General features: G+C 28.7%; 18 protein-coding genes. 9 read left to right on the top strand and 9 right to left on the bottom strand.

Annotation, left to right across the window (positions count from 1 at the left end; translation table 11 throughout):
* Nucleotides 1-8 precede the first annotated feature (8 nt).
* On the bottom strand, nt 9-560 hold the full coding sequence (ruvA, locus tag L8T82_RS05685) for a Holliday junction branch migration protein RuvA (protein WP_220566641.1): 552 nt from the start codon (nt 558-560) through the stop codon (nt 9-11).
* Nucleotides 557-2,413 (bottom strand): FapA family protein, encoded by a 1,857-nt coding sequence (locus tag L8T82_RS05680; protein WP_263726073.1) that lies wholly within the window; start codon nt 2,411-2,413, stop codon nt 557-559. The genes ruvA and L8T82_RS05680 overlap by 4 nt, the downstream gene beginning before the upstream one ends.
* A gap of 124 nt (nt 2,414-2,537) precedes the next feature.
* Here L8T82_RS05680 and murJ point away from each other — a divergent pair, with 124 nt between their 5' ends.
* Genes murJ through rseP form a run of 9 tightly spaced genes read left to right on the top strand, consistent with a single transcriptional unit; the run spans nt 2,538 to nt 12,832 of the window.
* Nucleotides 2,538-3,992 carry a murein biosynthesis integral membrane protein MurJ gene (gene murJ, locus L8T82_RS05675; protein ID WP_263726072.1) on the top strand — a complete coding sequence of 485 codons (1,455 nt, stop codon included), beginning with the start codon at nt 2,538-2,540 and terminating at the stop codon, nt 3,990-3,992.
* Nucleotides 3,992-5,374: a cysteine--tRNA ligase gene (cysS, locus tag L8T82_RS05670; protein ID WP_263726071.1), complete on the top strand. Its 1,383-nt coding sequence runs from the start codon at nt 3,992-3,994 to the stop codon at nt 5,372-5,374. Before murJ ends, cysS begins: the two co-directional genes overlap by 1 nt.
* Complete coding sequence (locus L8T82_RS05665) at nt 5,367-7,130, top strand: ABC transporter ATP-binding protein (protein ID WP_263726104.1); 1,764 nt, start codon at nt 5,367-5,369, stop codon at nt 7,128-7,130. Before cysS ends, L8T82_RS05665 begins: the two co-directional genes overlap by 8 nt.
* 50 nt (nt 7,131-7,180) lie before the next feature.
* Nucleotides 7,181-8,239, top strand: coding sequence for a quinone-dependent dihydroorotate dehydrogenase (locus tag L8T82_RS05660; RefSeq protein ID WP_220566636.1), 1,059 nt, complete (start codon nt 7,181-7,183; stop codon nt 8,237-8,239).
* Complete coding sequence (locus L8T82_RS05655; RefSeq protein ID WP_263726069.1) at nt 8,236-9,489, top strand: M16 family metallopeptidase; 1,254 nt, start codon at nt 8,236-8,238, stop codon at nt 9,487-9,489. Before L8T82_RS05660 ends, L8T82_RS05655 begins: the two co-directional genes overlap by 4 nt.
* Nucleotides 9,479-10,375 carry a 4-hydroxy-tetrahydrodipicolinate synthase gene (dapA, locus tag L8T82_RS05650; protein ID WP_133319239.1) on the top strand — a complete coding sequence of 299 codons (897 nt, stop codon included), beginning with the start codon at nt 9,479-9,481 and terminating at the stop codon, nt 10,373-10,375. The genes L8T82_RS05655 and dapA overlap by 11 nt, the downstream gene beginning before the upstream one ends.
* Nucleotides 10,375-11,154 carry an enoyl-ACP reductase gene (locus L8T82_RS05645; RefSeq protein WP_087689753.1) on the top strand — a complete coding sequence of 260 codons (780 nt, stop codon included), beginning with the start codon at nt 10,375-10,377 and terminating at the stop codon, nt 11,152-11,154. Before dapA ends, L8T82_RS05645 begins: the two co-directional genes overlap by 1 nt.
* A 38-nt stretch (nt 11,155-11,192) precedes the next feature.
* Entirely contained in the window at nt 11,193-11,729 is a 537-nt protein-coding gene (gene pgsA, locus L8T82_RS05640) for a CDP-diacylglycerol--glycerol-3-phosphate 3-phosphatidyltransferase (protein ID WP_263726068.1), read from the top strand.
* Complete coding sequence (gene rseP / locus L8T82_RS05635; RefSeq protein ID WP_263726067.1) at nt 11,726-12,832, top strand: RIP metalloprotease RseP; 1,107 nt, start codon at nt 11,726-11,728, stop codon at nt 12,830-12,832. Before pgsA ends, rseP begins: the two co-directional genes overlap by 4 nt.
* Here the strand turns inward: rseP and L8T82_RS05630 are convergent.
* The 7 genes from L8T82_RS05630 to tyrS all read right to left on the bottom strand — a co-directional run bounded on the left by L8T82_RS05630 (nt 12,829) and on the right by tyrS (nt 21,601).
* On the bottom strand, nt 12,829-13,659 hold the full coding sequence (locus L8T82_RS05630; protein ID WP_220566632.1) for a hypothetical protein: 831 nt from the start codon (nt 13,657-13,659) through the stop codon (nt 12,829-12,831). The genes rseP and L8T82_RS05630 overlap by 4 nt on opposite strands.
* An 11-nt stretch (nt 13,660-13,670) precedes the next feature.
* Nucleotides 13,671-14,468, bottom strand: a complete 798-nt coding sequence (locus L8T82_RS08055) for a methyl-accepting chemotaxis protein (RefSeq protein ID WP_259443340.1) — start codon at nt 14,466-14,468, stop codon at nt 13,671-13,673.
* 550 nt (nt 14,469-15,018) lie between these two features.
* A complete protein-coding gene (locus L8T82_RS05620; protein ID WP_220566630.1) occupies nt 15,019-15,525 on the bottom strand; it encodes a PAS domain-containing protein in 507 nt (168 codons plus the stop codon).
* 59 nt (nt 15,526-15,584) lie between these two features.
* Nucleotides 15,585-17,420 carry a bifunctional tRNA (5-methylaminomethyl-2-thiouridine)(34)-methyltransferase MnmD/FAD-dependent 5-carboxymethylaminomethyl-2-thiouridine(34) oxidoreductase MnmC gene (gene mnmC, locus L8T82_RS05615; RefSeq protein WP_263726066.1) on the bottom strand — a complete coding sequence of 612 codons (1,836 nt, stop codon included), beginning with the start codon at nt 17,418-17,420 and terminating at the stop codon, nt 15,585-15,587.
* Complete coding sequence (locus L8T82_RS05610; protein ID WP_263726065.1) at nt 17,417-19,309, bottom strand: N-acetylmuramoyl-L-alanine amidase family protein; 1,893 nt, start codon at nt 19,307-19,309, stop codon at nt 17,417-17,419. The genes mnmC and L8T82_RS05610 overlap by 4 nt, the downstream gene beginning before the upstream one ends.
* Nucleotides 19,302-20,399 (bottom strand): nitronate monooxygenase, encoded by a 1,098-nt coding sequence (locus tag L8T82_RS05605; RefSeq protein WP_263659924.1) that lies wholly within the window; start codon nt 20,397-20,399, stop codon nt 19,302-19,304. Before L8T82_RS05605 ends, L8T82_RS05610 begins: the two co-directional genes overlap by 8 nt.
* The gene (gene tyrS, locus L8T82_RS05600; protein ID WP_220566337.1) at nt 20,399-21,601 is read right to left on the bottom strand and encodes a tyrosine--tRNA ligase; all 1,203 of its coding nucleotides are present in this window, start codon (nt 21,599-21,601) and stop codon (nt 20,399-20,401) included. Before tyrS ends, L8T82_RS05605 begins: the two co-directional genes overlap by 1 nt.
* Nucleotides 21,602-21,613: the final 12 nt, after the last annotated feature.

Here is a 21,613-nt window from a genome sequence, read left to right as displayed (position 1 = left end):
TCCTTTTATTATGCTAATTTTTTCAAAGCCTCTTTAATAAGCTCACTAGTATTTTTACTCTCACAAGTTCTTAAAACCTTTAAAATATTTTCTTGTTTAAAACCAAGTGAAAGTAAAGCTGCCAAAGCTTGTGCTTGGTCTTGATTAGAATTTTCTATATTGATTTTTGCATCACTTAACTCAGCTATAATTCTTTTTGCACTCTTTGGACCAATACCAGGAACCTTTTTAAATACACTCTCATCACCACTTTGCAAAGCTGCATAAAAAGTATTAGTATCTAAGCTTGAGCAAAGTGCCATAGCAGTAGTTGCTCCTATACCACTAATTTTAATCAACAACTCAAACATTTTTTGCTCATTTATATCTAAAAATCCATATAATTTATGAGAGTCTTCTTTGATAATTTGTGTGATTAAAAACTCAACCTTTTGATCTTTTTCAAAATTACTTGAGCAAAAAAGCGAAACAAAAACACCATAACTTACCCCACTTGAAGTTTTCAAAACTACAAAAGTAGGTTCTTTTTTACTCACTATTCCTTCAATTGCCACTATCATTTAGTTTCTTCCTTGTAATTGCTAATAGCACGAATTTCAAAAAGTTCCATCTCATTTTCTGTATTAATTTTTTGAAGCTCAAAACATTGAATTTTTTCTTCATCATGAGGATAATAGCTTAATTCTTTTCTAGGATTTAACAAAATGAATTTAATTTCATTTAAATCCATCCATTTTCCACTTTTATTAATAATCTTAGATTTTAAAAGTTTTTCTTGAATTTTCTTAAGCTTTTCCATATTTGCTTTTTCTTCTTCTTTTAAAGATTCTATTTTATTGGCAAAAATACTTAGATTTTCAATCTTTTGATTAAAATCTTTAATAGTAACTTTATAAGCTTGCGGTATAGCTCTTTTTGCACTCATTAATTCTTTTACTTTTTGCTGTAAAATTCGTATGGAGTCTTTACTTATATTGATTGTGTGTTTAGTCTCTTCTATTTCTTTAGCTAAATTTTCTTGTTCTTTTTTCAATCCATCAACATGTATTAGTATCTCTTCTCCGCTTTTTTCTTCTCCAAAAGCTTTAAGATCTTGAATTATAAATTTATTTCCACTGCCTTGAATTTTTTCAACATGGATTAAACTTTTAGCACTACATAAACAATTTCCACCGAGTTCTTGTATGTAAATTTCATCAGCAATAATCTCTCCACCCATAGCCTTTTTAATATTTACTTTTTTAGCCTTGATAGAGCCATTTTCCAAAGTTTCAGCAAAAACCTCCTCAGCCTCACAATATCCTCTTAAGATATTAACCTCAACCTTTTGTCCTATGATAGTGCTTTTATGATGCATATTGCCTTTAAGAATTATTTTTTTACCTCTTAAAACAGAATCTTGAGCCATATTACCAGTAACTTCTAATTCCTGAGCCTCAACAGTAATTCTAGGACCTATTGCATCTTCTAGAGTGTTTGTATTTTTAATCACAATAATAACTTGCTTATCAAAACCCGCCCAAATAGAACCTGTACTTTTAAAATCAACTTTACTAAATTCTAAATAATTTTCTATCTCATAAATGGATTTTCTTTGTATAATAAAACCATCTTTTTTAGCAATATATTTTATACTCTCATCATCTTCTTTAACTTCAAATTTATCAGAACAAACAACTTTTTCTTTATTTATTTTTGGTGGAAGTGCTTTTAAAATTTTAAATCTTAAATCCTTGCCATCGCTACCCTCTTTTGGCTTGATTCTCTCAATAGCCACCTCATCTTTTCCTATAGGTGCTACATAGTTTCTATTCATCACATCGTTGTGTTTTTTTAGATTTTCTAGATAGTGATATTGAATTTCTTCATTTGTAGGCTCTTGTGGATTAACTCCCTTACATACTTCAAATTCAACTTCAAAATCAAATTTTTGCTTCTCTTTAACCTTAGCATTAAAATCAATAATTTGCTTTTTAAAATCAAAAATTCTAAGCCCAAGCAAATATTTTTCTTTTATCATCGCTTTATAAATAGCCTCTAAAAGCTCTAGTGCTAATTTATCATGAAAAGCAATAGTTTCACTAGCTCTAACGCTAGCTTTTAATAAAGTACAAAACTCATTAGCATGCAAACTAACCTCAAAAGCTGGCATATGTGCAAATTTTTTAAAATAAATTTCTATTTTATATTCTTGTTCTATATTTAATTCATGATTTAAAAATTTCTCATCTTCTTCAAAAATTTTCAACTCTTTTTCATTAACTTTTATCCATTCTTGATTATCATAAGTATAAGAAGTACTAAAACTTAACAACCTAAAATCAAGTTCATCAACTTCACATTTATTTTCAGAAGCAAATATTAAAAGCTCTCTATAAGGGTCTTTAGTGTATAAAATTTTCTTTTCTTCCATAGCTTAAGCTTCCTTATTATATATAAAATTTTGATTTTAGCAAAAATAAAATCAAAATTTAGTTAAAATTAGCTCTATTAAAAATTTTATAATACTCAAACTAATGTTTAAAGAATGAAAATTAATGAGAAAAAATATTGTTTTTAAAAATTTCATCATCAATGCCTTAGGAATTTTATTTTCTAGGATTATGGGTGTTTTAAGAGATATTGTTTTAGCTTTGTACTTAGGAGCTGGAATTTATAGCGATATTTTCTTTGTGGCTTTAAAAATGCCTGCTTTTTTTAGAAGAATTTTTGCAGAAGGGGCCTTTGGACAAGCTTTTTTACCAAGTTTTTTAAAAGCAAGTAAAAAAGGTGCTTTTTGTATAAATGTTTTATTGCAATTTAGTATAATTGTTTTTTTAACCTGTATTTTAGTGAGTTTTTTTGCTGAATTTTTTACAAAGATTTTTGCTTTTGGCTTTAATAAAGAAACAATTATCCTAGCTGCGCCTTTGGTTTCTATTAATTTTTGGTATTTGTTTTTTATTTTTTTGGTAACTTTTTTAGGCTCTTTATTAAATTATAAGCAAAATTTTTTCATCACTTCTTTTTCTGCTTCATTTTTTAATCTTTTTGTTGTGATTGCAGGTTTTTTTGTCAATCAAGATGAGCCTTTAGAGGCCTTGTATTATTTTTCATATGCGACTGTCTTAAGTGGTTTAGCTCAACTTATATGGCATATTTTTGCTTTAAAAAACACTAGAATTTTAAAAAGTATGTATTTAAGCATAAAACTTAAAAAAACAAAGACCAATTTAGATAAATTTCATTCTACTTTTGCCCATGGACTTTTAGGCTCTTCGGCAAATCAAATTAGTTCATTATTAGATACTACTATAGCTAGTTTTTTAATGGCTGGAAGTATTTCGTATTTGTATTATTCTAACAGAGTTTTTCAGCTTCCTTTAGCTCTTTTTGCAATCGCTCTAAGTCAAGTAAGCTTCCCAAAAATACTAAGACATTTAAAAGCAAATGAAGAACAAAAAGCCTTAGCTTTTATGCAAAAAGCTTTTGAATATTTAAGTGTGCTTTTGATTTTAGCTAGTATAGTTGGGATTATCTTAGCTAAAGAAATTGTGGAGTTTTTATTTCAAAGAGGAAATTTTAATCAAGAAGATACAAAAATCACTGCATTTTTATTACAAGCTTATCTTTTAGGACTTTTACCTTTTGGTTTGCAAAAACTTTTCTCTTTGTGGCTTTATGCTAAATTTAAACAAAAAATAGCCGCTGTAATCGCCTTTAAAACACTTTTTATATCAGCATTTTTTAGCGTAGCGATTATTTTACTTATCAAAGAAGAAACTTATAAGAGCTTAGGCATTGCATTAGCTTCATCTATTAGTGCTTTTTATTTATTATATGCTAATATTAAAGAATTTGGCTTTAAAAATCTTTGGGGTATTTTTAGGGTTAAATTTTGGCTTATTAGTATAGTATTTTTAAGTTTATTTGCTCTAGGCTTATTTGAAATTAAAGATATTTTAATACAATTTTTAATTGGAATTTATCATTTTTTTAAAGGTTTATTTTAATGGTTTTTTTTGATAGTGTTTTAAAGAAAAAATGCGAATTTATCCCAAATGAGGCAAAAAAAGCAAACATTTATCTATGCGGACCTACTGTATATGATGATGCACATTTAGGACATGCAAGAAGTAGTGTTTGTTTTGATTTTTTAAGAAGAGTTTTACTAGCAAGTGATTATGAAGTGATTTTTGCTAGAAATTACACTGATATTGATGATAAAATTTTAAAAAAAATGCAAGAAAGTGGTAAAAGCTTAGAAGAAATTACAAATTTTTATATTAAAAGATATGAAGAGGATATGCAAGCGCTTAATATCTTAGAACCTGATTTTAAACCAAAGGCTACAGCTTATATTGAGCAAATGATTATATATATAGAAAAACTTTTAGAATTAAACCTAGCTTATAAACTTGAAGATGGAATTTATTTTGATACCAGCAAAGATGATAAATACTTTTATATCTCTAAAAGAAATTTAGAAGATAATCAATCACGCCTAGAAGAAAGCGTGGCTAAAAAAAATGATAGCGATTTTGTTTTATGGAAATTTGATGAAAAATTTTATCCTGCAAGTTTTGGTAAAGGAAGACCAGGCTGGCACACAGAATGCGTTGTGATGATAGAAAGTATTTTTAAAGATAAACTTGATATTCATGCAGGAGGCATAGATTTACTTTTTCCTCATCATGAAAATGAAGCTTGTCAGTGTCGTTGCAAAAACAATCATGAGCTGGCTAATTTTTGGCTGCATAATGGCTTTGTGCAAATTAATGGTGAAAAAATGAGCAAAAGCTTGGGAAATAGCTTTTTTCTAAAAGATTCTTTAAAACTTTTTAGTGGAGAGATTTTGAGATTTTATCTTTTAAGTGTGCATTATAGAGCACATTTTAACTACGCTTTAGAAGACTTACAAGCTGCTAAAAAAAGACTTGATAAATTTTACCGTTTAAAAAAACGCTTAAATTTAAATGCTTTTATAGATGAAAAAACTACCATAGAAAGTGAAGTAGCTAAAAATATCTTAGAAGTTTTAAATGATGATTTAAATGCCTCTAAAGCCTTGGCTTTACTTGATGAGTTTATCAATGAAAGTAATATTTACTTAGATCAAAACCTAAAAGACAAAGCTTATAAAATACAATTAGAAAAAACCTTAAAAGAACTCGCTTTTATTTTTGGTATAGGTTTTATGGATACTATAAAATATTTTCAATTTGGCATTAGTGAAGAAAAATGTCAAGAAATAGAAGAAAAAATCGCTCTACGCAACAAGGCAAAGCAAGAAAAAAACTATGCCTTAGCAGATCAAATTCGTGATGATTTAGCTAAAGAGAATATTCTTTTAATGGATACACCAAATGGTGTGGTATGGGAGAAAAATGGATAAAAATTACAAAGAAATGAAGCTTAAAGAGGTTTTTACTCGCTTTAAGCCTTATTATAAAGATTATTGGTTTTATTTTGTTTTAGCTATTATTGGCATGCTTTTAACTAGTGGTGGAACGGCAGCTAGTGCATACATCATAGAGCCTATTTTAAATAAAATTTTTATAGAAAAAAATGTTGATTTGCTTTATTATATGCCTTTGCTTGTTGTTTTAATTTATGCTTTAAAAAATCTTGGTGCTTATATGCAAGTTTATTATATATCTTATGTTGGGACAGATATTTTAAGAAGATTAAGAGAATTAGTTCTTGGCAATCTTTTGCGCTTAGATATGAGCTTTTTTCATAAATACAGAAGTGGAGAATTAATCAGCAGATGTACTTCTGATATTGGAGCTTTACAAAATATAGTTTCTACTATAATACCTGAAATTTTAAGAGAAAGTTTAACCGCGATTGGACTTTTAAGTGTGGTAATTTATCAAAGTCCAAAACTTGCTTTTTTTGCTTTAGTTATTTTACCTTTAGCAATTTACCCTCTTGCTATTTTTGCTAAAAAAATCAAAAAAATAGGACGCAATACTCAAGAAAAAAATTCTGATCTTACTTCAAGATTAAGTGAAATCTTTTCTAATATAGAACTTATTAAAGCTTCTAATGCAGGTAAAAATGAAATGCAAAAATTCAGCCAAACTAATAGCGAAGTTTGCAAACTTTCCTTAAAAGGCATTAGAATTGAAGCTTTAAGTAGCCCTTTAATGGAATCTATGGGTTCAATTGGCTTTGCAATAGTAATTATAATAGGTGGTAAAGAAGTAATTGATGGAAGTTTAAGCATAGGTTCTTTTTTTAGCTTTACTACAGCTTTATTTATGGCTTATACTCCTATTAAAAGACTTTCTTCACTTTATACAAGATTGCAAAATGCAGTAGCAGCTAGTGAGAGAACTTTTTATCTAACTGATTTAGAACCGCAAATTAGAGGTGGCGATGAAAAACTTGCAGAAAACATCCAAAATATTCATTTTAAAAATGTCTCTTTAAGCTATCAAAAAGATAAAATAGTATTAAAAGATGTAAATTTTTCTTTTGATAAAGGAGAAATTCTAGCCTTAGTTGGATCAAGTGGTGGAGGAAAATCTTCTATTATCAATCTCTTGATGTATTTTTTTGAAAAAGATAGTGGTGAGATTTTAATCAATCAAAAAGACATTAGCTCTTTTGATATTATTAGTTTAAGAGAAAATATTTCTTTGGTAACTCAAAATATTTATATATTTAATGACACTATAGCTCAAAATATTGCTTATGCTAAAGAATATAACGAAACACGCGTGATAGAAGTTTTAAAACAAGCTAATGCTTATGATTTTGTCCAAGAACTTGGTGGTATACATACTGAATTAAAAGAACATGGAAAAAATCTCTCCGGCGGACAAAAACAACGCATTGCCATAGCAAGGGCTTTATATAAAAATCCTCAAATTTTAATTTTTGATGAAGCAACCTCAGCACTTGATAATGAAAGTGAAAAAGCCATAGTAAAAACCATAGAAAGCTTAAAAAAAGATCGCTTAATACTCATCATCGCTCATAGGCTTAGCACTATAGAAAATGCTGACAAAATTGCTGTGCTTGATAAAGGAAAAATAGCTTCTATAGGAAATGATGCTTATTTAATGCAACATTGTGAAATTTATCAAAAATTAAAACAAAAAGCACAAAAAACTGATAAAGTTAAAGAAAATGAAAACTAAGAATTATCATTTTTTTAGTAAAATATGCTATTTTGTAAAAAAGGAAAAATATGACTTATGAAAGTTTAAAACCTTTAATATATAAATTAGATCCAGAAAATGCCCATGCTTTAGCTGAATTTAGTATGCGAACGCTAGATTGTATATTTCCTGGAGGGCTTAGTTTTTTTGCAAAAGATTGTATAATAAATGATGAAATTTTAAATCAAGAAATTTTTAATTTAAATTTTTACAATCCTGTGGGCTTAGCAGGTGGCTTTGATAAAAATGCAACTATGATAAGACCGCTAAGTGCTTTAGGTTTTGGTTTTTTAGAATATGGAACTTTCACCCCAAAACCTCAAAATGGCAACGAAAAACCTAGACTTTTTAGACTTGTTGAACAAGAAAGTATTCAAAATGCTATGGGTTTTAACAATAAAGGTAAAGATGCTATCGCAAAAGAAGTAAAAAAAGTCTATCCTTTTAGCATACCTTTAGTAGCAAATATAGGCAAAAATAAAATCACTCCAAATGAAGAAGCTATTAATGATTATATTATTTTATTAAAAGAATTTAAAGATTTGTGCGATTTGTTTGTGATTAATATATCCTCTCCAAATACCAAAAATTTAAGAGATTTACAAAGCGAGGAATTTGTAAGCACCCTATTTAATCAAGCAAAAGAAATCACAAAAAAACCTGTGATTTTAAAAATTGCTCCAGATATGAGTATAGATAGCGCAATTTCACTTTGCAAAAGTGCTATTAGTGCAAAAGCTGATGGTATTATCATGGCAAATACTAGTATAGATTATTCTTTAATTGATAATACAAGAACCTTTGGTGGAATTAGTGGTAGATTAATCACTCAAAAAAGTGCGACATTTTTTAAAGAAGTAGCTAAAGAAATTTATCAAGATACTATTTTAATAGCAAGCGGTGGTATAGATAGTGCTGAACTTGCTTATGAACGCATTAAAAATGGGGCTAGTTTGGTTCAAATTTATACAGCTATGATTTTTAAAGGACCAAGCATTGTTAAAAATATCAATCAAGGATTAATTGAACTTTTAAAACAAGATGGTTTTAATCATATTAGTCAAGCTATAGGAGTTAATTTTAAATGATTAATTATAAAAAAATCACCCTTGAAAATGAACTTGAAATTTACACTTTACCTGTAAATAAAAAAAGCGGGGTTATAAGTGTAGATATTTTTTATAAAGTTGGCTCAAGAAATGAAAAAATGGGAAAAAGCGGCATAGCTCACATGCTTGAACATTTAAATTTTAAAAGTACAAAAAATTTAAAAGCAGGCGAATTTGATGAGATAGTCAAGGGTTTTGGTGGAGTGGATAATGCAAGTACTGGTTTTGACTATACGCATTATTTTATAAAATGCTCTAGTGAAAATTTAGACAAATCTTTGTGGCTTTTTGCTGAATTAATGCGTAATTTAAATTTAAAAGATGATGAGTTTCAGCCTGAAAGAAATGTAGTTTTAGAAGAAAGGCGTTGGAGAACTGATAATAATCCTTTAGGATATTTATATTTTAGATTATACAATCATGCCTTTTTACATCATCCATATCATTGGACTCCAATAGGCTTTTTTAAAGATATACAAAATTGGAAAATAGAAGATATACAAGATTTTCATCAAACTTTTTATCAACCCAAAAATGCTATTTTGCTTGTGAGTGGCGATATTAATGAAGATGAAGTTTTCAATCTTGCTAAAAAACATTTTCAAGATATAAAAAACACCAAAGAAATCCCTATAGTTCATGAAAAAGAACCTGAACAAGATGGTGCTAAACGCGTGATCTTGCACAAAGAAAGCGATACGCAACTACTAGCACTTGCATACAAAATTCCTGCATTTAATCATGAAGATATGCCAAAACTTTGCGCATTGAGTGAGCTTTTAGGAAATGGAAAAAGTTCTTTAATAAGTGAAATTTTAATTGATAAATTAGAACTAATCAATGAATTTTATGCCTATGCAAGTGAAAATATAGATGAGAATTTATTTATATTTATTTGTGTTTGTAATGAAGGTATAAAAGCAGAAGATGTTGAAAAAGAGCTTTTGAAAATTCTTGAAGATGTAAAAAATGCCAAATTTGATGATACTATCATGGAAAAAATCAAAAATACCGTAAAAAGTGATTTTATTTTTTCACTAAGCAATGCAAGTAGCGTTGCAAATATTTATGGATCTTATCTTGCAAAGGGTGATTTAAAACCTTTGCTTGATTATGAAAAAAATATAGAAAATCTAAGCAAAGATGATTTAATTCATTGTACTAGAAAATACTTCAATGAAGACAAATCTACAACAATAATCTTAAAAAGGGGCGAAAATGGACAATAACATCATCATAGGAGCAATGACAGCTTTAATAACTCCATTTAAAAATGGAAAATTAGATGAGCAAACTTACCATAAACTTATCAAAAGACAAATCGCAAATGGAATTGATGTAGTAGTGCCTGTTGGAACAACCGGAGAAAGTGCCACCTTAACCCATGAAGAGCATAGAATTTGTATAGAAATAGCACTAGATGCATGCAAAGGAAGTTCTTGTAAGGTTTTAGCAGGAGCAGGAAGCAATGCCACACATGAAGCTGTAAGTTTAGCTAAGTTTGCACAAGAGCATGGAGCTGATGGAATTTTAAGCGTTACTCCATATTATAACAAACCCACACAAGAAGGTTTATATCTTCATTATAAAGAAATAGCAAAAAGTATAGATATACCTGTACTTTTATATAATGTCCCAGGAAGAACAGGGTGTGAGCTTCAAACAGAAACTATTATAAGATTATTTAGAGATTGTGAAAATATTTACGGAGTAAAAGAAGCTAGTGGAAGCATTGATAAATGCGTTGATTTGCTAGCGCATGAACCTAGAATGATACTTTTAAGCGGGGAAGATGCGATTAATTATCCTATACTTTCAAATGGCGGTAAGGGTGTGATTTCAGTTACTTCAAATTTACTTCCTGATATGATTTCAAAATTAACTCATCTAGCTTTAAAAGAAAAATACATTGAAGCTAAAAAAATCAATGATGAGTTATATAATATTAATAAAATTTTATTTTGTGAAAGCAATCCTATACCTATTAAAGCGGCAATGTATATAGCAGGTTTAACCCCTACTTTAGAATATCGTTTGCCACTTTGCAAACCTAGTGATTGCAATTTAACAAAAATAGAAGCGATTATGAAAAACTATAACATAAAAGGATTTTAATGGATACTTTTTTTCAAAATAAAACTTTAGTAATTAGCGGTGGAACAAGAGGGATTGGTAAAGCTATTGTATATGAGTTTGCAAAAGCAGGAGCCAATGTAGCTTTTACTTATAATTCTAATGCAGATTTAGCTCAAGAAATTGTGAAAGATTTAGAAAATAATTATAAAATCAAAGCAAAGGCTTATGAATTTAATATACTTGAACCAGAAACATATAAAGAGTTGTTTGAAAAAATCGATCAAGATTTTGATAGAATAGATTTTTTCATCTCTAATGCTATCATTTCAGGTCGTGCCGTTGTAGGTGGATATACTAAATTTATGAAATTAAAGCCAAAAGGTATTAATAATATTTTCACAGCAACCGTAAATGCTTTTGTTGTTGGAGCACAAGAAGCGGCAAAAAGAATGGAAAAAGTTGGTGGGGGTAGTATATTATCTATTTCTTCAACAGGAAATTTAGTTCATATTGAAAATTATGCTGGTCATGGTACAGCTAAAGCAGCGGTTGAAGCTATGGCAAGATATGCTGCAACCGAGCTTGGTTCTAAAAATATCCGTGTAAATGTAGTTAGCGGTGGACCAATTGATACTGACGCGCTTAAAGCATTTACAAATTATGAAGAGGTAAAAAATGCAACTATCAATCTTAGTCCGCTAAACCGCATTGGACAGCCACAAGATCTAGCTGGCGCATGTTTATTTTTATGCTCTGATAAGGCAAATTGGATCACAGGCCATACTTTGATCGTAGATGGTGGCACCACCTTTAAGTAATATTACCTTAAGGGTGCTTTATAAAGGATTTTAAAAGTATGAATTTACCCAATATCTTAGCTTTTATAAGGATATTATTAGCTCCACTTTTGTTTTTTTTACTTATTAATGATTTTGAAAATATCCATCCTAGTTGGGTAAATTATTTTGCTTGTGTTATTTTTAGCATAGCTGCTTTAACTGATTTTTTCGATGGCTATATTGCAAGAACTTGGAATCAAACTACTAAACTTGGAGCTATTATAGATCCTTTAGCAGATAAAATGCTTATTCTAGCTGCATTTTTAGGGTTATTACTTACACAAAAAGCTGATCCATGGATGGTTTACATTATCTTAGTAAGAGAATTTTTCATCACCGGCTTTAGAGTGGTTATGGTAAGTGAAAAATTTGATGTAAGTGCTTCTTTTGCAGGCAAAATAAAAACAACCTTTCAAATGATAGCTATTATATTTTTAATCATGCAATGGCCTTTTGCCAATACATTGTTATTTATTGCTTTAGTGCTTACACTTTATTCAGCTTTTGAATACATACTAGCTTATGTAAAACATTTAAAAAAAGGTATAAATTGAAATCATATTTATTTTTATTTATTATCTTAGCTATTGGTTTTAAATTTTATTCTTTTAGTTTTTTAATAACACTTTTAGTGATATCTTTTTTAATTTTTTTTCACGAATTAGGACATTTTTTAGCTGCAAAACATATGAGAGTTGATGTAGAAATTTTTAGCATAGGTTTTGGAAAAGCTATTTTTAAAAAAACTTACAAAAATACAGAGTATCGCTTATCCGCCCTACCATTTGGTGGTTATGTCAAGCTTAAAGGACAAGATGATTTAAACCCTAGTGAAAAAAATTATGAGCCAAATAGCTATAACACTTTAAGTCCTTTAGCTAGAATTTATATACTTTTTGCGGGACCATTTTTTAACTTTTTTCTAGCATTTTTACTTTATATAGCCATAGGTTTTTTAGGAGTTCAAAAACTTGCACCTGTTGTTGGAGATATAGCACCAAACTCAGCTGCACAAAAAGCAAATTTACAAATTGGAGATAAAATCCTAGCTATAGATGGGGTTCAAATTCAAAGTTTTGAAGAAATTGGCAAACTTGTTCACGCAAAACCAACCCTGCTTGACATAGAACGCGATAATAAATTTATCAATATCACTTTAACACCGCAAATTGACCAAGGCTATAATGAGTTTTATCAAAAAGTTCAAAAACCTCTTATTGGTATAGCACCTAAGGGTGAGTTTATTACTATTTATCACTCAGGAATTAGCAGTTTGAAATATGCTTATGAAGAAAGCATAAATGCTTCTTTGCTTATTTTTAAAGGTCTTGCTAAAATCATCAGTGGGGAATTAGATGCTAAAAATATGGGTGGAATCATCACTATGGTGGATATAACCTCCAAAGCAGCAAATACTAGTATAGTAGTTTTATTTTTAATCACAGCTTTAATTTCCATCAATCTTGGAGTACTAAATTTACTTCCGATACCAGCACTAGATGGAGGACATATACTTTTTAATCTTTATGAATTAATTTTTAAAAAAGAAGTACCAAAAGTATGTTTTGAATATCTTAGTTATTTTGGCATGGCTTTACTTTTAAGCTTAATGGTATTTGTAACTTACAATGACATTGCTCGTTTTATGAGCAATTAATAAGTCCTAGTAGCAAAATCATAGCGATTAAACTCGGCTATACTATTTTTACGATAAAAGCTATTATAAAATTGCTTACTTAAACTTTGCTCATAATTTAGTCTAAACTTAACCCACATTGCTGTTTGATCTTTTGCACTAGTTTTTTCATCTTGATAATTAAGCGATAAATCCAAAATAGAAATTGGAGAATAAGTAATGTTATACTGATTTTGTGTTTCTTTCATGTTAGAATTTACATTTAAAACATTTAAATAAGGTAAATCAAATATAACCCCAAACTCTGTACTATCATCACTATTATTTTCTTTTATATCATAATGATTAGCATATGCTTTAAAATATTGACTAAATTGCAATTCAGCACCAAAACTATTTTTTGCATAAGCTTGTTTATATTGATCATTAAAATAATTAAAACCCAAATTGATTTCATCAAATTCATAACGATTAATAATTCCCAAAGAATAAGCTTGCTCTAACTGCCCTATTCTTGCTTGTTTTTCTAAAAGTAAAGTAGCATTATCATAATCTAAAATTGAGTTGATATTTTTAATATTTACATTTAAAGCGTTATAATCTAAACTAGCTTCTGTTTTGTCCTTTGAGCTTAAATTTAAAACCTGCGCTAAAGAATTACTAGCAAAAGTACCAAAATCAACATTTTGAGCTTGATACTCTTGTGGTTTTTGAAAAAATACTTGTTTAGAAATTGCATTTGTTTTTTGTTCTTTAGTTATATTAACATCACCCTCACTTAAGCTTTCTTCTAAATTAGAAGCAAGCACATTTAAACATATACAACTTAAAAAAATGTATTTTTTCATTTAACCTCTTATTAAATATGTTTTTTATGCTCTATTTCGCTTATCATTTTTTCATTTATATCTTGAATTTGCTTAATATGTGCATAAATTTTTCTTTCCTCTTTGACTATTTGATTGTTTCTTATACAATCAAATAATTTTTCTATATAAGAATTTAAATTTTGATTTAAAACATAAATATTACTTGTAGAATCAAATTTGGCTAAATTTTTATCTTCTATATCTTCTATTTTGGAATTAATCACACAAGAGCAAGCTAAATATGTTTTTAAACAACACTCTAAATAAAGCAATATTTTATTAGTATCAACACTTGTCTTAGAAATCTCATCTAATAAAATTTTAGCTTTTTCATCAACACCAGTAAACACCTCTTGGAATTCTTCTAAACTTGAGTTAGATTTTTTAGCAACTTTATAAGCTTCATTAGTTATGTTTTTAATATTACTCATTTGCTCTATTGATACTTTAATCATCACAGAAATTTCTTTGGCGGCCTCTTGAGTTTTTTCAGCTAAATGTCTTACCTCATCTGCAACTACCGCAAAACCTCTACCATGCTCTCCTGCACGAGCTGCCTCAATAGCTGCATTTAATGCTAAAAGATTGGTTTGCTCTGTAATATCTTCTATAATAGATATAAAAGAAGAAACATTATTAATTTGCTGTGAAAAAGTATCCATTAAAGTATGAATTTGAGTGATATTTTCGCCTAAATTTTGCAAATCGACTGAAATTAATTCTGCATTTTTGGCACTTTTTGAAGAATGAGTAGAAATATCATTTGCTTGCTCATATATATCATGCATAGTGCTTGCATTATCATTTAATTTCACATTAATCAAAGCTAATTCTTTTTGCAAAGAATCTGACATATCCTTAGAAACATTTTCAACGACAATACTTCTTATGGATAAATTTTGAGTTTTTTCTATTTCTAAAGTAGCTTCATTAATAATTTTAGCATTATATGCGAAAGTACCCATTAAGCCTTCTAATCTTGCTTTTCTATAAAATCTTTGTTCTTTTACAGCTAAAATAGCATTAAGAATTTCTCTATTAAAAGCCTCCATTTGATCAGCTAAATCATTCACAACCCAACTTAATTTTCCTACTCCAGATTTTGGAACAGCTATGTGAGTAATTCTTGCTTCCAAATTTCCTTTTGTAAGCTCATTTAAAACTTGAGTAATCCTTAAAACTTCTTTATTTCTATAATAAGCACTAGCAAGTCCGAATAACACCACTAAAGTTCCAATCACACAAAAAATAAAACCAAAAATATTATTTTCTACTATTTCCAAGATTGCCATCAAACAAAATAAAAATAAAGCAAAATAATTTACAGATTGATTGATATTATATTGATAAAACCAATTCTTCATAACTCATCCCTTTTGTATTTAAATAATCATCAAGTTTCTTCCTTGATGCACCTTTTCCACCTTTTTGCTCTTCAATCAAAAGCTCTTTGTATAATTTTTCTATTTTTTCAACTGCTTCTTTTTTGGGTTTTAAACGCATAGAATAATACCCAACAACTTCTCCTTTGGAATCAAACGAAGGACTGACAAAAGCCAAAACCCAATAAAATGATCCATCTTTTGATAGATTCTTAACATAAGCTATAATCTCTTTTTTACTCTTAAGTCTTTCCCAAAGTAATTCAAAAACAACTTTTGGCATATCCGGATGACGCACTATGTTATGAGGTTTTCCCAATAATTCTTCCTCACTATAGCCCGAAAGAGAAATAAAGATTCTATTGCAATATATAATTTTTCCTGTAGTATCTGTTTTGGAAATAATCATTTGTCCGTCATTGAAAAATTTTTGATTATTATTTGGCAAAATTTTTCTTTTCATATACCCTCCTTAAAATATTAATTTTAATATACCAATATATAAAATTAATAAATCAAGGATTAAATAAGTCCTTTTTTAAGCTTTCTAATTAAGAATCTTGCAGGATGTAAGGCATGTAAAAATTCTTTTTTTATTCTTGGCTCATCAAAAATCAATGAGCTCATCACTCTAGCACAAACAATAGCACTAGCAAAAGCTCTAGATCCATGAGCAATAGAAAAATACAAAGGAATAAAATCATTTGGTATGACTTGATTTTTATTTTTATGCCATAAAAGTGCTTTATAATTTTGCATATAAAAATTTTCATCATAGGCTTGACCTGCTATGGCAAATCTATCACTAGAATATGATCTAAATCCTACTTTACCGCCCATTATCTCTAAATTTTCATCATGTAAAAACTCTTTTACATTTTCAATATTTTGTAAATCATCATTTTTTAAAAGCGTTGTATCTTGATTAAGCCTATCATAACTTGCACCAATAAGTTGTAAATCAAGCTCCTCATTAATAGGACAAATATATCCTTTAGAAGATAAGGCATGCGGGTTTTTTAAAAATGGTTTTAAATGAGTACATTGACCTCTTACACTACTTAATTTCATATATTTATACTCTAAAAATTTCTTAGCATCAGCACCTTGAGCATAGATTAACACATCATAATCTTTTAAAATTTTTTGATTATTAAAATTTAAAAAAAACTTTTCATTTTTATAAGAATAATCTTTAAATTCATACTCAAAAAATACCCTAGCCTTGCTTTTTTGCAAAAGTGTCTTCACAAGCTCTTGAGGTTTTATACAAAATCCATCTTTTAAAAAGGCTTGATTGTTAATAATTTCAAATAAAACATTATCTTTTTGACTATCAAAACGCTCTTGCATAAGCTCATTATGAGCAAACTCATAAACCCCTTGTGGAGTTAAATTTAAAATTTGTCTATAAAATCTACTTGCTTCTAAAAAAGCATATTGTGAAAACTCACCCAATAAAACATCGGGTTTTAAAATCAAAGAGCTTAAAATTCCATTGATATTTCCAGAAGCGCCTTTTCCTAATGAATTTTCTTTTTCAAAAACATCTACTTGAACATTTCTTAGAGAAAGCTCATAAGCCATGCTTGCTCCGGCTATACCTGCTCCGATAATAGCTATTTTTTGAATCTCTTTTTTTAAAGATGGGGTATTAAAATATGCAAATTTATCTTCAAATTCTAAACCATTAAAAATGGCTTGTATCATTTCTCTTTTTCTAAAACCTTTTATCTTTTGCACTTGAAAATTGTTGTTAATTAAAGCCTTTTTTAAAACACTAGCAGAAGAAAAAGTTAAAACCTTAGCATTTATTTTTGAGTTTTTAGCAACATCGTTTATAATATTATCATCAAACATATCTTGATTTTTAGAAGGTGAAAAACCATCTAAATACCAAATATTTGCCTTAAAGTCTAAATTTTGTAGATTTTCTTTAGCATCACCAAACACCAAATCTAAAAAACAATCTTGAAAATAAAACCTATAGACTCCATCCTTACATGGAGGATAAAAATTTAAAAATTGCTCTAAAACTTCTTTAAATTCCTCATAAAAACCAAGTTTTTTATAAATTTCTCTTAATTTATCTTTTTCTATATAAAAATTTTCAAAGCTAAGATAAAAAAGTCTTTGATTATGTTTTTTTTCTTTTAAAAAACGCTTTAATGTAAGAAAGAAATTTAAGCCTATACCAAAACCAAGTTCTGCTACAATAGTTTGTTTATTTTCAAAGTCAAAAGCATTTGTATATATAAATTTGCTTTCACTTAAACCATCACTAGAATTAAAATAATAATCATCAAAATCTAAAGAAAAAGGCGCATTATTTTTTATAATAATATTTGCTTTTTTCATTGATTCTTATAAAAATAACTTTCAATTCCATTGGCAATACCAATGGCTAATAATTCTTGGAAATTTTTATTTGTCAATCTATTTCTTTCACTAGGATGGCTAATATAACCTGTTTCAATCAAAATCGCTGGCATTTGTGCTCCTACTAAAACCCAAAACGGAGCCTCTCTAACCCCACCATCAACAACTTTATATTTTTTTCTTACATTGCTCAAAATTTTTTTCTGTACATCGATAGCTAATTTATTTGAAGCAACTATTTTTTCACGATTTAAAAAATTTAAAAATGTTTGCTTGGAAAAATAATTCATTTCTTCAAAATCTGATTGATTTTCTGCTTCAGCAGCTTTTTTACTTCTTTCGCTTCTTGCAGGAGATAAAAAGAAAGTTTCAATTCCTTGTAAAGTCTTAGCTCTTTGTTTATTTGGTGCTGCATTTGCATGGATAGAAATAAACAAATCTGCCATTTTCTCATTAGCCATGGAAGTTCTATCTCTAAGGTTTATAAATTTATCAGTACTTCTTGTGTAATAAATTTTATATCCTCTTTTTTTTAGCTCATTTCCAAGTTTTAAAGCCACACTTAAAACTACATCCTTTTCTCTAACACCCTTATCTCCTAAAGTTCCTGGATCCTTACCTCCATGACCTGGGTCAATTACTATAATTTTGCCTGATTTTTTGATAGTAGCTTTTGCTGCTTTTGAAGTATTTTTTATTGGTGTTTTTTTAATCTTTTTCTCAAATCCTACAAATAACTCATCATCATCCAAATCAAGACTAGTCTTAAAATCACTAGTAGAATTTAAAACAATTCTTACTGTAGTTTTATTAAACTGCACTATTGTGATAGATTGATTTTTATTAATATCAATTTTTTTTCTATCACCTTCTAGAATAGCTTCAAAACTCACAATAGAGCGATACATTTTACCATCTTTAAAAGAGTTAATTTTAATATCTTCAATATCAATATCATTGTTTAATTTTAAATTAACACCACTTTTATCTTTACTTGATTTTAAAATATATAAAGGTTCATTTCTAACAACTTCTTTTTTAACTTCTGTTTTTTTAATCTCGCTTTGTTTTTTAACTATAGGTTTAGGTTCTTCTTTTTTTTCTATTTTTTCAAGTCCCATAAAAAGACTTTGATCTTTAAGCTCTATTTTTACTTTTAACTCTTTTTTAGAACTCAAAACTAAACGCATGCTAGTTGGATTAAATTGTGATACAATAATATCAAAATCTTTAAATTCAAAATTTCTCTTTGGCCCTTTTAAAATTCCATCAAAATCTGCAACATAACGAAAATTATCACCTTTTAAAGTAAAATTTTTTATATCTTTTTGGCTAATTTTTTCACTCAAATCAAGCAAAATACCATTATCTAATTTTTTAACATCAAGAATAAAAAGCTCTTTTTGTGCCGAAGTTTTTTTATCTTCTTTTTTATCTTCTTTTTTATCTTCTTTTTTATCTTCTTTTTTATCTTCTTTTTTATCTTCTTTTTTATTAGTAAAAGCCGTAGTATTAGTTTCGTTTTTTACTAGCTCTTTTTTTATTTTTTGATCTTGTATAACTTTTAAAGCATTTTTTAAACGCGAAATTTCTTCTTCACTTACTCCGCTTTCTTTAAGCTCTTGCACATAAGCCTTATCATCAAAACCTAAAAAATTTGAACTAATGATTAATCTTTTTAAAATCTCATTTTTTTCTTCATTATTATCATTAATTACGCTTTGTATATATAAAGATTTTAGTTGTTGATGTAATTGCAATTTTTCTTCTGCATTAGAGGTTAAAAAGTTTTGATCAAATTTTTTAACCTCTACATTAGCAAAAACACCAATATAAAATAATAAAAAAATAAAAAATATTCTAAGCATCTTCACCATAAACTAATTTTTTCATTAGTTCTTCTACGCTAATAAGTTTATCCAATCTATACCCATTAGCTCCTGTAAAAAATAAACCTGTTTCTTTTTTGCCACTCCAAGCATCGTATAATCTATCCGCTATACAATAACCTACTTTAGTAGCTTCCTTGCCTCTACCACATGGTGCAACGCAGTTGCTCACACAAGAAATTTTTGGCCCCATTCTTTTATCTACTAAATTTAAAAGATTAGTTCTTACTCCTCTTGCAGGATAACCAACCGGGGATTTTAAAAGCTCAATATCTTCTTTTTTACAATCAAGTAATACTTGTTTAAAATCATCACTCGCATCACACTCAAAAGTTCCTATAAAACGAGTTCCCATTTGAACGCCACTTGCTCCTAAAGACATCATCTTTTCTATATCTTGCTTATCCCAAATTCCACCTGCAGCAATCAGTGGTATGTCGCCCCAATTTTTAATTTCTTGCGCAACTTGTGGCACCACATTTTCTAATTGATATTCATCCATTAAACATTGCTCATAAGTAAAACCCTGATGTCCGCCGCTTTTTGGTCCTTCAACTATAACTGCATCAGGTAAGCGATTGTATCTACTTTGCCATCTTTTACAAATAATTTTTAAAGCCTTAGCTGATGATACAATAGGTACCAAAGCAACATCAGGATAATCTTGTGTAAATTCAGGTAAATTTGTAGGAAGTCCTGCTCCTGAAACTATCACATTAAAACCAACCTCACAAGCATTACGAGCAATTTGCGCATAATTATTACTTGCATATAAAATATTACAGCCCAAAGGTGCGTCTTTGCAAACCTTTCTAGCATTATCTATCAAAGCTTTTAAGCCTGCTTTTGAGTAAAAATTATCACTACCATAAGGTTTTGCATTAAGTTCTTTATCTATATGTGTTCTATTTTCATAATACCCAGTTCCCACTGAAGAAATAATCCCTAAACCACCATTTAAAGAAACTGCAGAAGCAAGCTTATCCCAACTTATACCAAGCCCCATTCCACCTTGAAAAATAGGATATTTTATCTCATGCTTTCCAATTTTTAAAGCTTTAAAACTCATTATATTACCTTTAATTTTGCAAATTTTCTTTTTCCAACTTGTATAATATATTCTCCACTTTCTAGTTGGTATTGTTCATTTTGAACTTTTTCTCCATTAATACTTACTGCATTAGAACTAATCAATCTTCTAGCAGCTGAAGTAGAGCTTTCCATTTTACATTCCACTATAGCTTTTGCAAGCCAAATACTACCTTCTAAAGTAAAACTTGGCATATCACTAGGAAGCTCTTTTGCACTATGAACTTTGTCAAATTCCTCCTTAGCTTTTAAAGCACATTCATTTGAGTGAAAACGAGCTGTTATTTCTAAAGCTAAATTTTCCTTAGCTTTTTTAGGGTGTAATGAGCCTTTTTTAATATCATCTTTCATTTGCGAAATTTCATTTAAGCTTTTTTCACTTAAAAGCTCATAATATCTAAACATCAACTCATCACTTATGCTCAAAACCTTAGCATACATATCTTTAGCATTTTCTGTTACACCGATATAATTTCCTAAGCTTTTACTCATTTTATTTACACCATCAAGACCTTCAAGCAATGGCATCATCATCACCGCTTGTTCTTTTTGACAATTATATACTCTTTGAAGCTGTCTACCCATTAAAAGATTAAATTTTTGATCCGTTCCACCCATTTCTATATCACTTTTTAATGCAACGCTATCATAACCTTGTAAAAGTGGATATAAAAACTCACAAATTGATATAGGACTTTGCTCTTTAAAACGCTTAGTAAAATCATCTCTTTCAAGCATTCTAGCAACACTAAAAGTCGAAGTAAGTTCTACTATACCAGCAGCACCAAGCTCATTTAGCCATTTAGAATTAAAATGAATTTGAGTTTTACTTGGATCTAAAATCTTAAAAACTTGCTCTTCATAAGTTTTAGCATTTTTAAGCACTTCTTCTTTATCAAGTTTTTTTCTTGTTACACTTTTTCCTGTTGGATCGCCTATTTGAGCAGTAAAATCACCTATTAAAAATTGTACTATAGCTCCATGCTTTTGAAGTAAAGCCATCTTGCTTAAAACTACAGTATGACCCAAATGCAAATCAGCGGCCGTAGGATCAAAACCAGCTTTTACAAAAAAGTTTTCACCTTTTTCATAATAATTTTTTACCAAAGAAATCAATCTTTCCTCATCAATAATTTCTGCTATTCCTCTTTTAATTTCTTTAATAATTTCTTCAATATTCATTATAAAACCTTT

Origin of the sequence: Campylobacter sp. IFREMER_LSEM_CL292 (assembly GCF_025771615.1) — a bacterium.
GTDB lineage: Bacteria > Campylobacterota > Campylobacteria > Campylobacterales > Campylobacteraceae > Campylobacter_D > Campylobacter_D lari_D.
This window is presented reverse-complemented; position numbering and strand designations above follow the sequence as displayed.

What these genes read in the sequence shown, in the direction of transcription:
- L8T82_RS05660 (WP_220566636.1), top strand. Translation starts at nt 7,181, where the DNA reads ATGACTTATGAAAGTTTAAAACCTTTAATATATAAATTAGATCCAGAA.
- pgsA (WP_263726068.1), top strand. Translation starts at nt 11,193, where the DNA reads ATGAATTTACCCAATATCTTAGCTTTTATAAGGATATTATTAGCTCCA.
- L8T82_RS05645 (WP_087689753.1), top strand. Translation starts at nt 10,375, where the DNA reads ATGGATACTTTTTTTCAAAATAAAACTTTAGTAATTAGCGGTGGAACA.
- L8T82_RS05610 (WP_263726065.1), bottom strand. Translation starts at nt 19,309, where the DNA reads ATGCTTAGAATATTTTTTATTTTTTTATTATTTTATATTGGTGTTTTT.
- L8T82_RS05655 (WP_263726069.1), top strand. Translation starts at nt 8,236, where the DNA reads ATGATTAATTATAAAAAAATCACCCTTGAAAATGAACTTGAAATTTAC.
- L8T82_RS05630 (WP_220566632.1), bottom strand. Translation starts at nt 13,659, where the DNA reads ATGAAAAAATACATTTTTTTAAGTTGTATATGTTTAAATGTGCTTGCT.
- murJ (WP_263726072.1), top strand. Translation starts at nt 2,538, where the DNA reads ATGAGAAAAAATATTGTTTTTAAAAATTTCATCATCAATGCCTTAGGA.
- L8T82_RS08055 (WP_259443340.1), bottom strand. Translation starts at nt 14,468, where the DNA reads ATGCATGATATATATGAGCAAGCAAATGATATTTCTACTCATTCTTCA.
- L8T82_RS05680 (WP_263726073.1), bottom strand. Translation starts at nt 2,413, where the DNA reads ATGGAAGAAAAGAAAATTTTATACACTAAAGACCCTTATAGAGAGCTT.
- dapA (WP_133319239.1), top strand. Translation starts at nt 9,479, where the DNA reads ATGGACAATAACATCATCATAGGAGCAATGACAGCTTTAATAACTCCA.
- mnmC (WP_263726066.1), bottom strand. Translation starts at nt 17,420, where the DNA reads ATGAAAAAAGCAAATATTATTATAAAAAATAATGCGCCTTTTTCTTTA.
- tyrS (WP_220566337.1), bottom strand. Translation starts at nt 21,601, where the DNA reads ATGAATATTGAAGAAATTATTAAAGAAATTAAAAGAGGAATAGCAGAA.
- cysS (WP_263726071.1), top strand. Translation starts at nt 3,992, where the DNA reads ATGGTTTTTTTTGATAGTGTTTTAAAGAAAAAATGCGAATTTATCCCA.
- L8T82_RS05620 (WP_220566630.1), bottom strand. Translation starts at nt 15,525, where the DNA reads ATGAAAAGAAAAATTTTGCCAAATAATAATCAAAAATTTTTCAATGAC.
- L8T82_RS05605 (WP_263659924.1), bottom strand. Translation starts at nt 20,399, where the DNA reads ATGAGTTTTAAAGCTTTAAAAATTGGAAAGCATGAGATAAAATATCCT.
- L8T82_RS05665 (WP_263726104.1), top strand. Translation starts at nt 5,367, where the DNA reads ATGGATAAAAATTACAAAGAAATGAAGCTTAAAGAGGTTTTTACTCGC.
- ruvA (WP_220566641.1), bottom strand. Translation starts at nt 560, where the DNA reads ATGATAGTGGCAATTGAAGGAATAGTGAGTAAAAAAGAACCTACTTTT.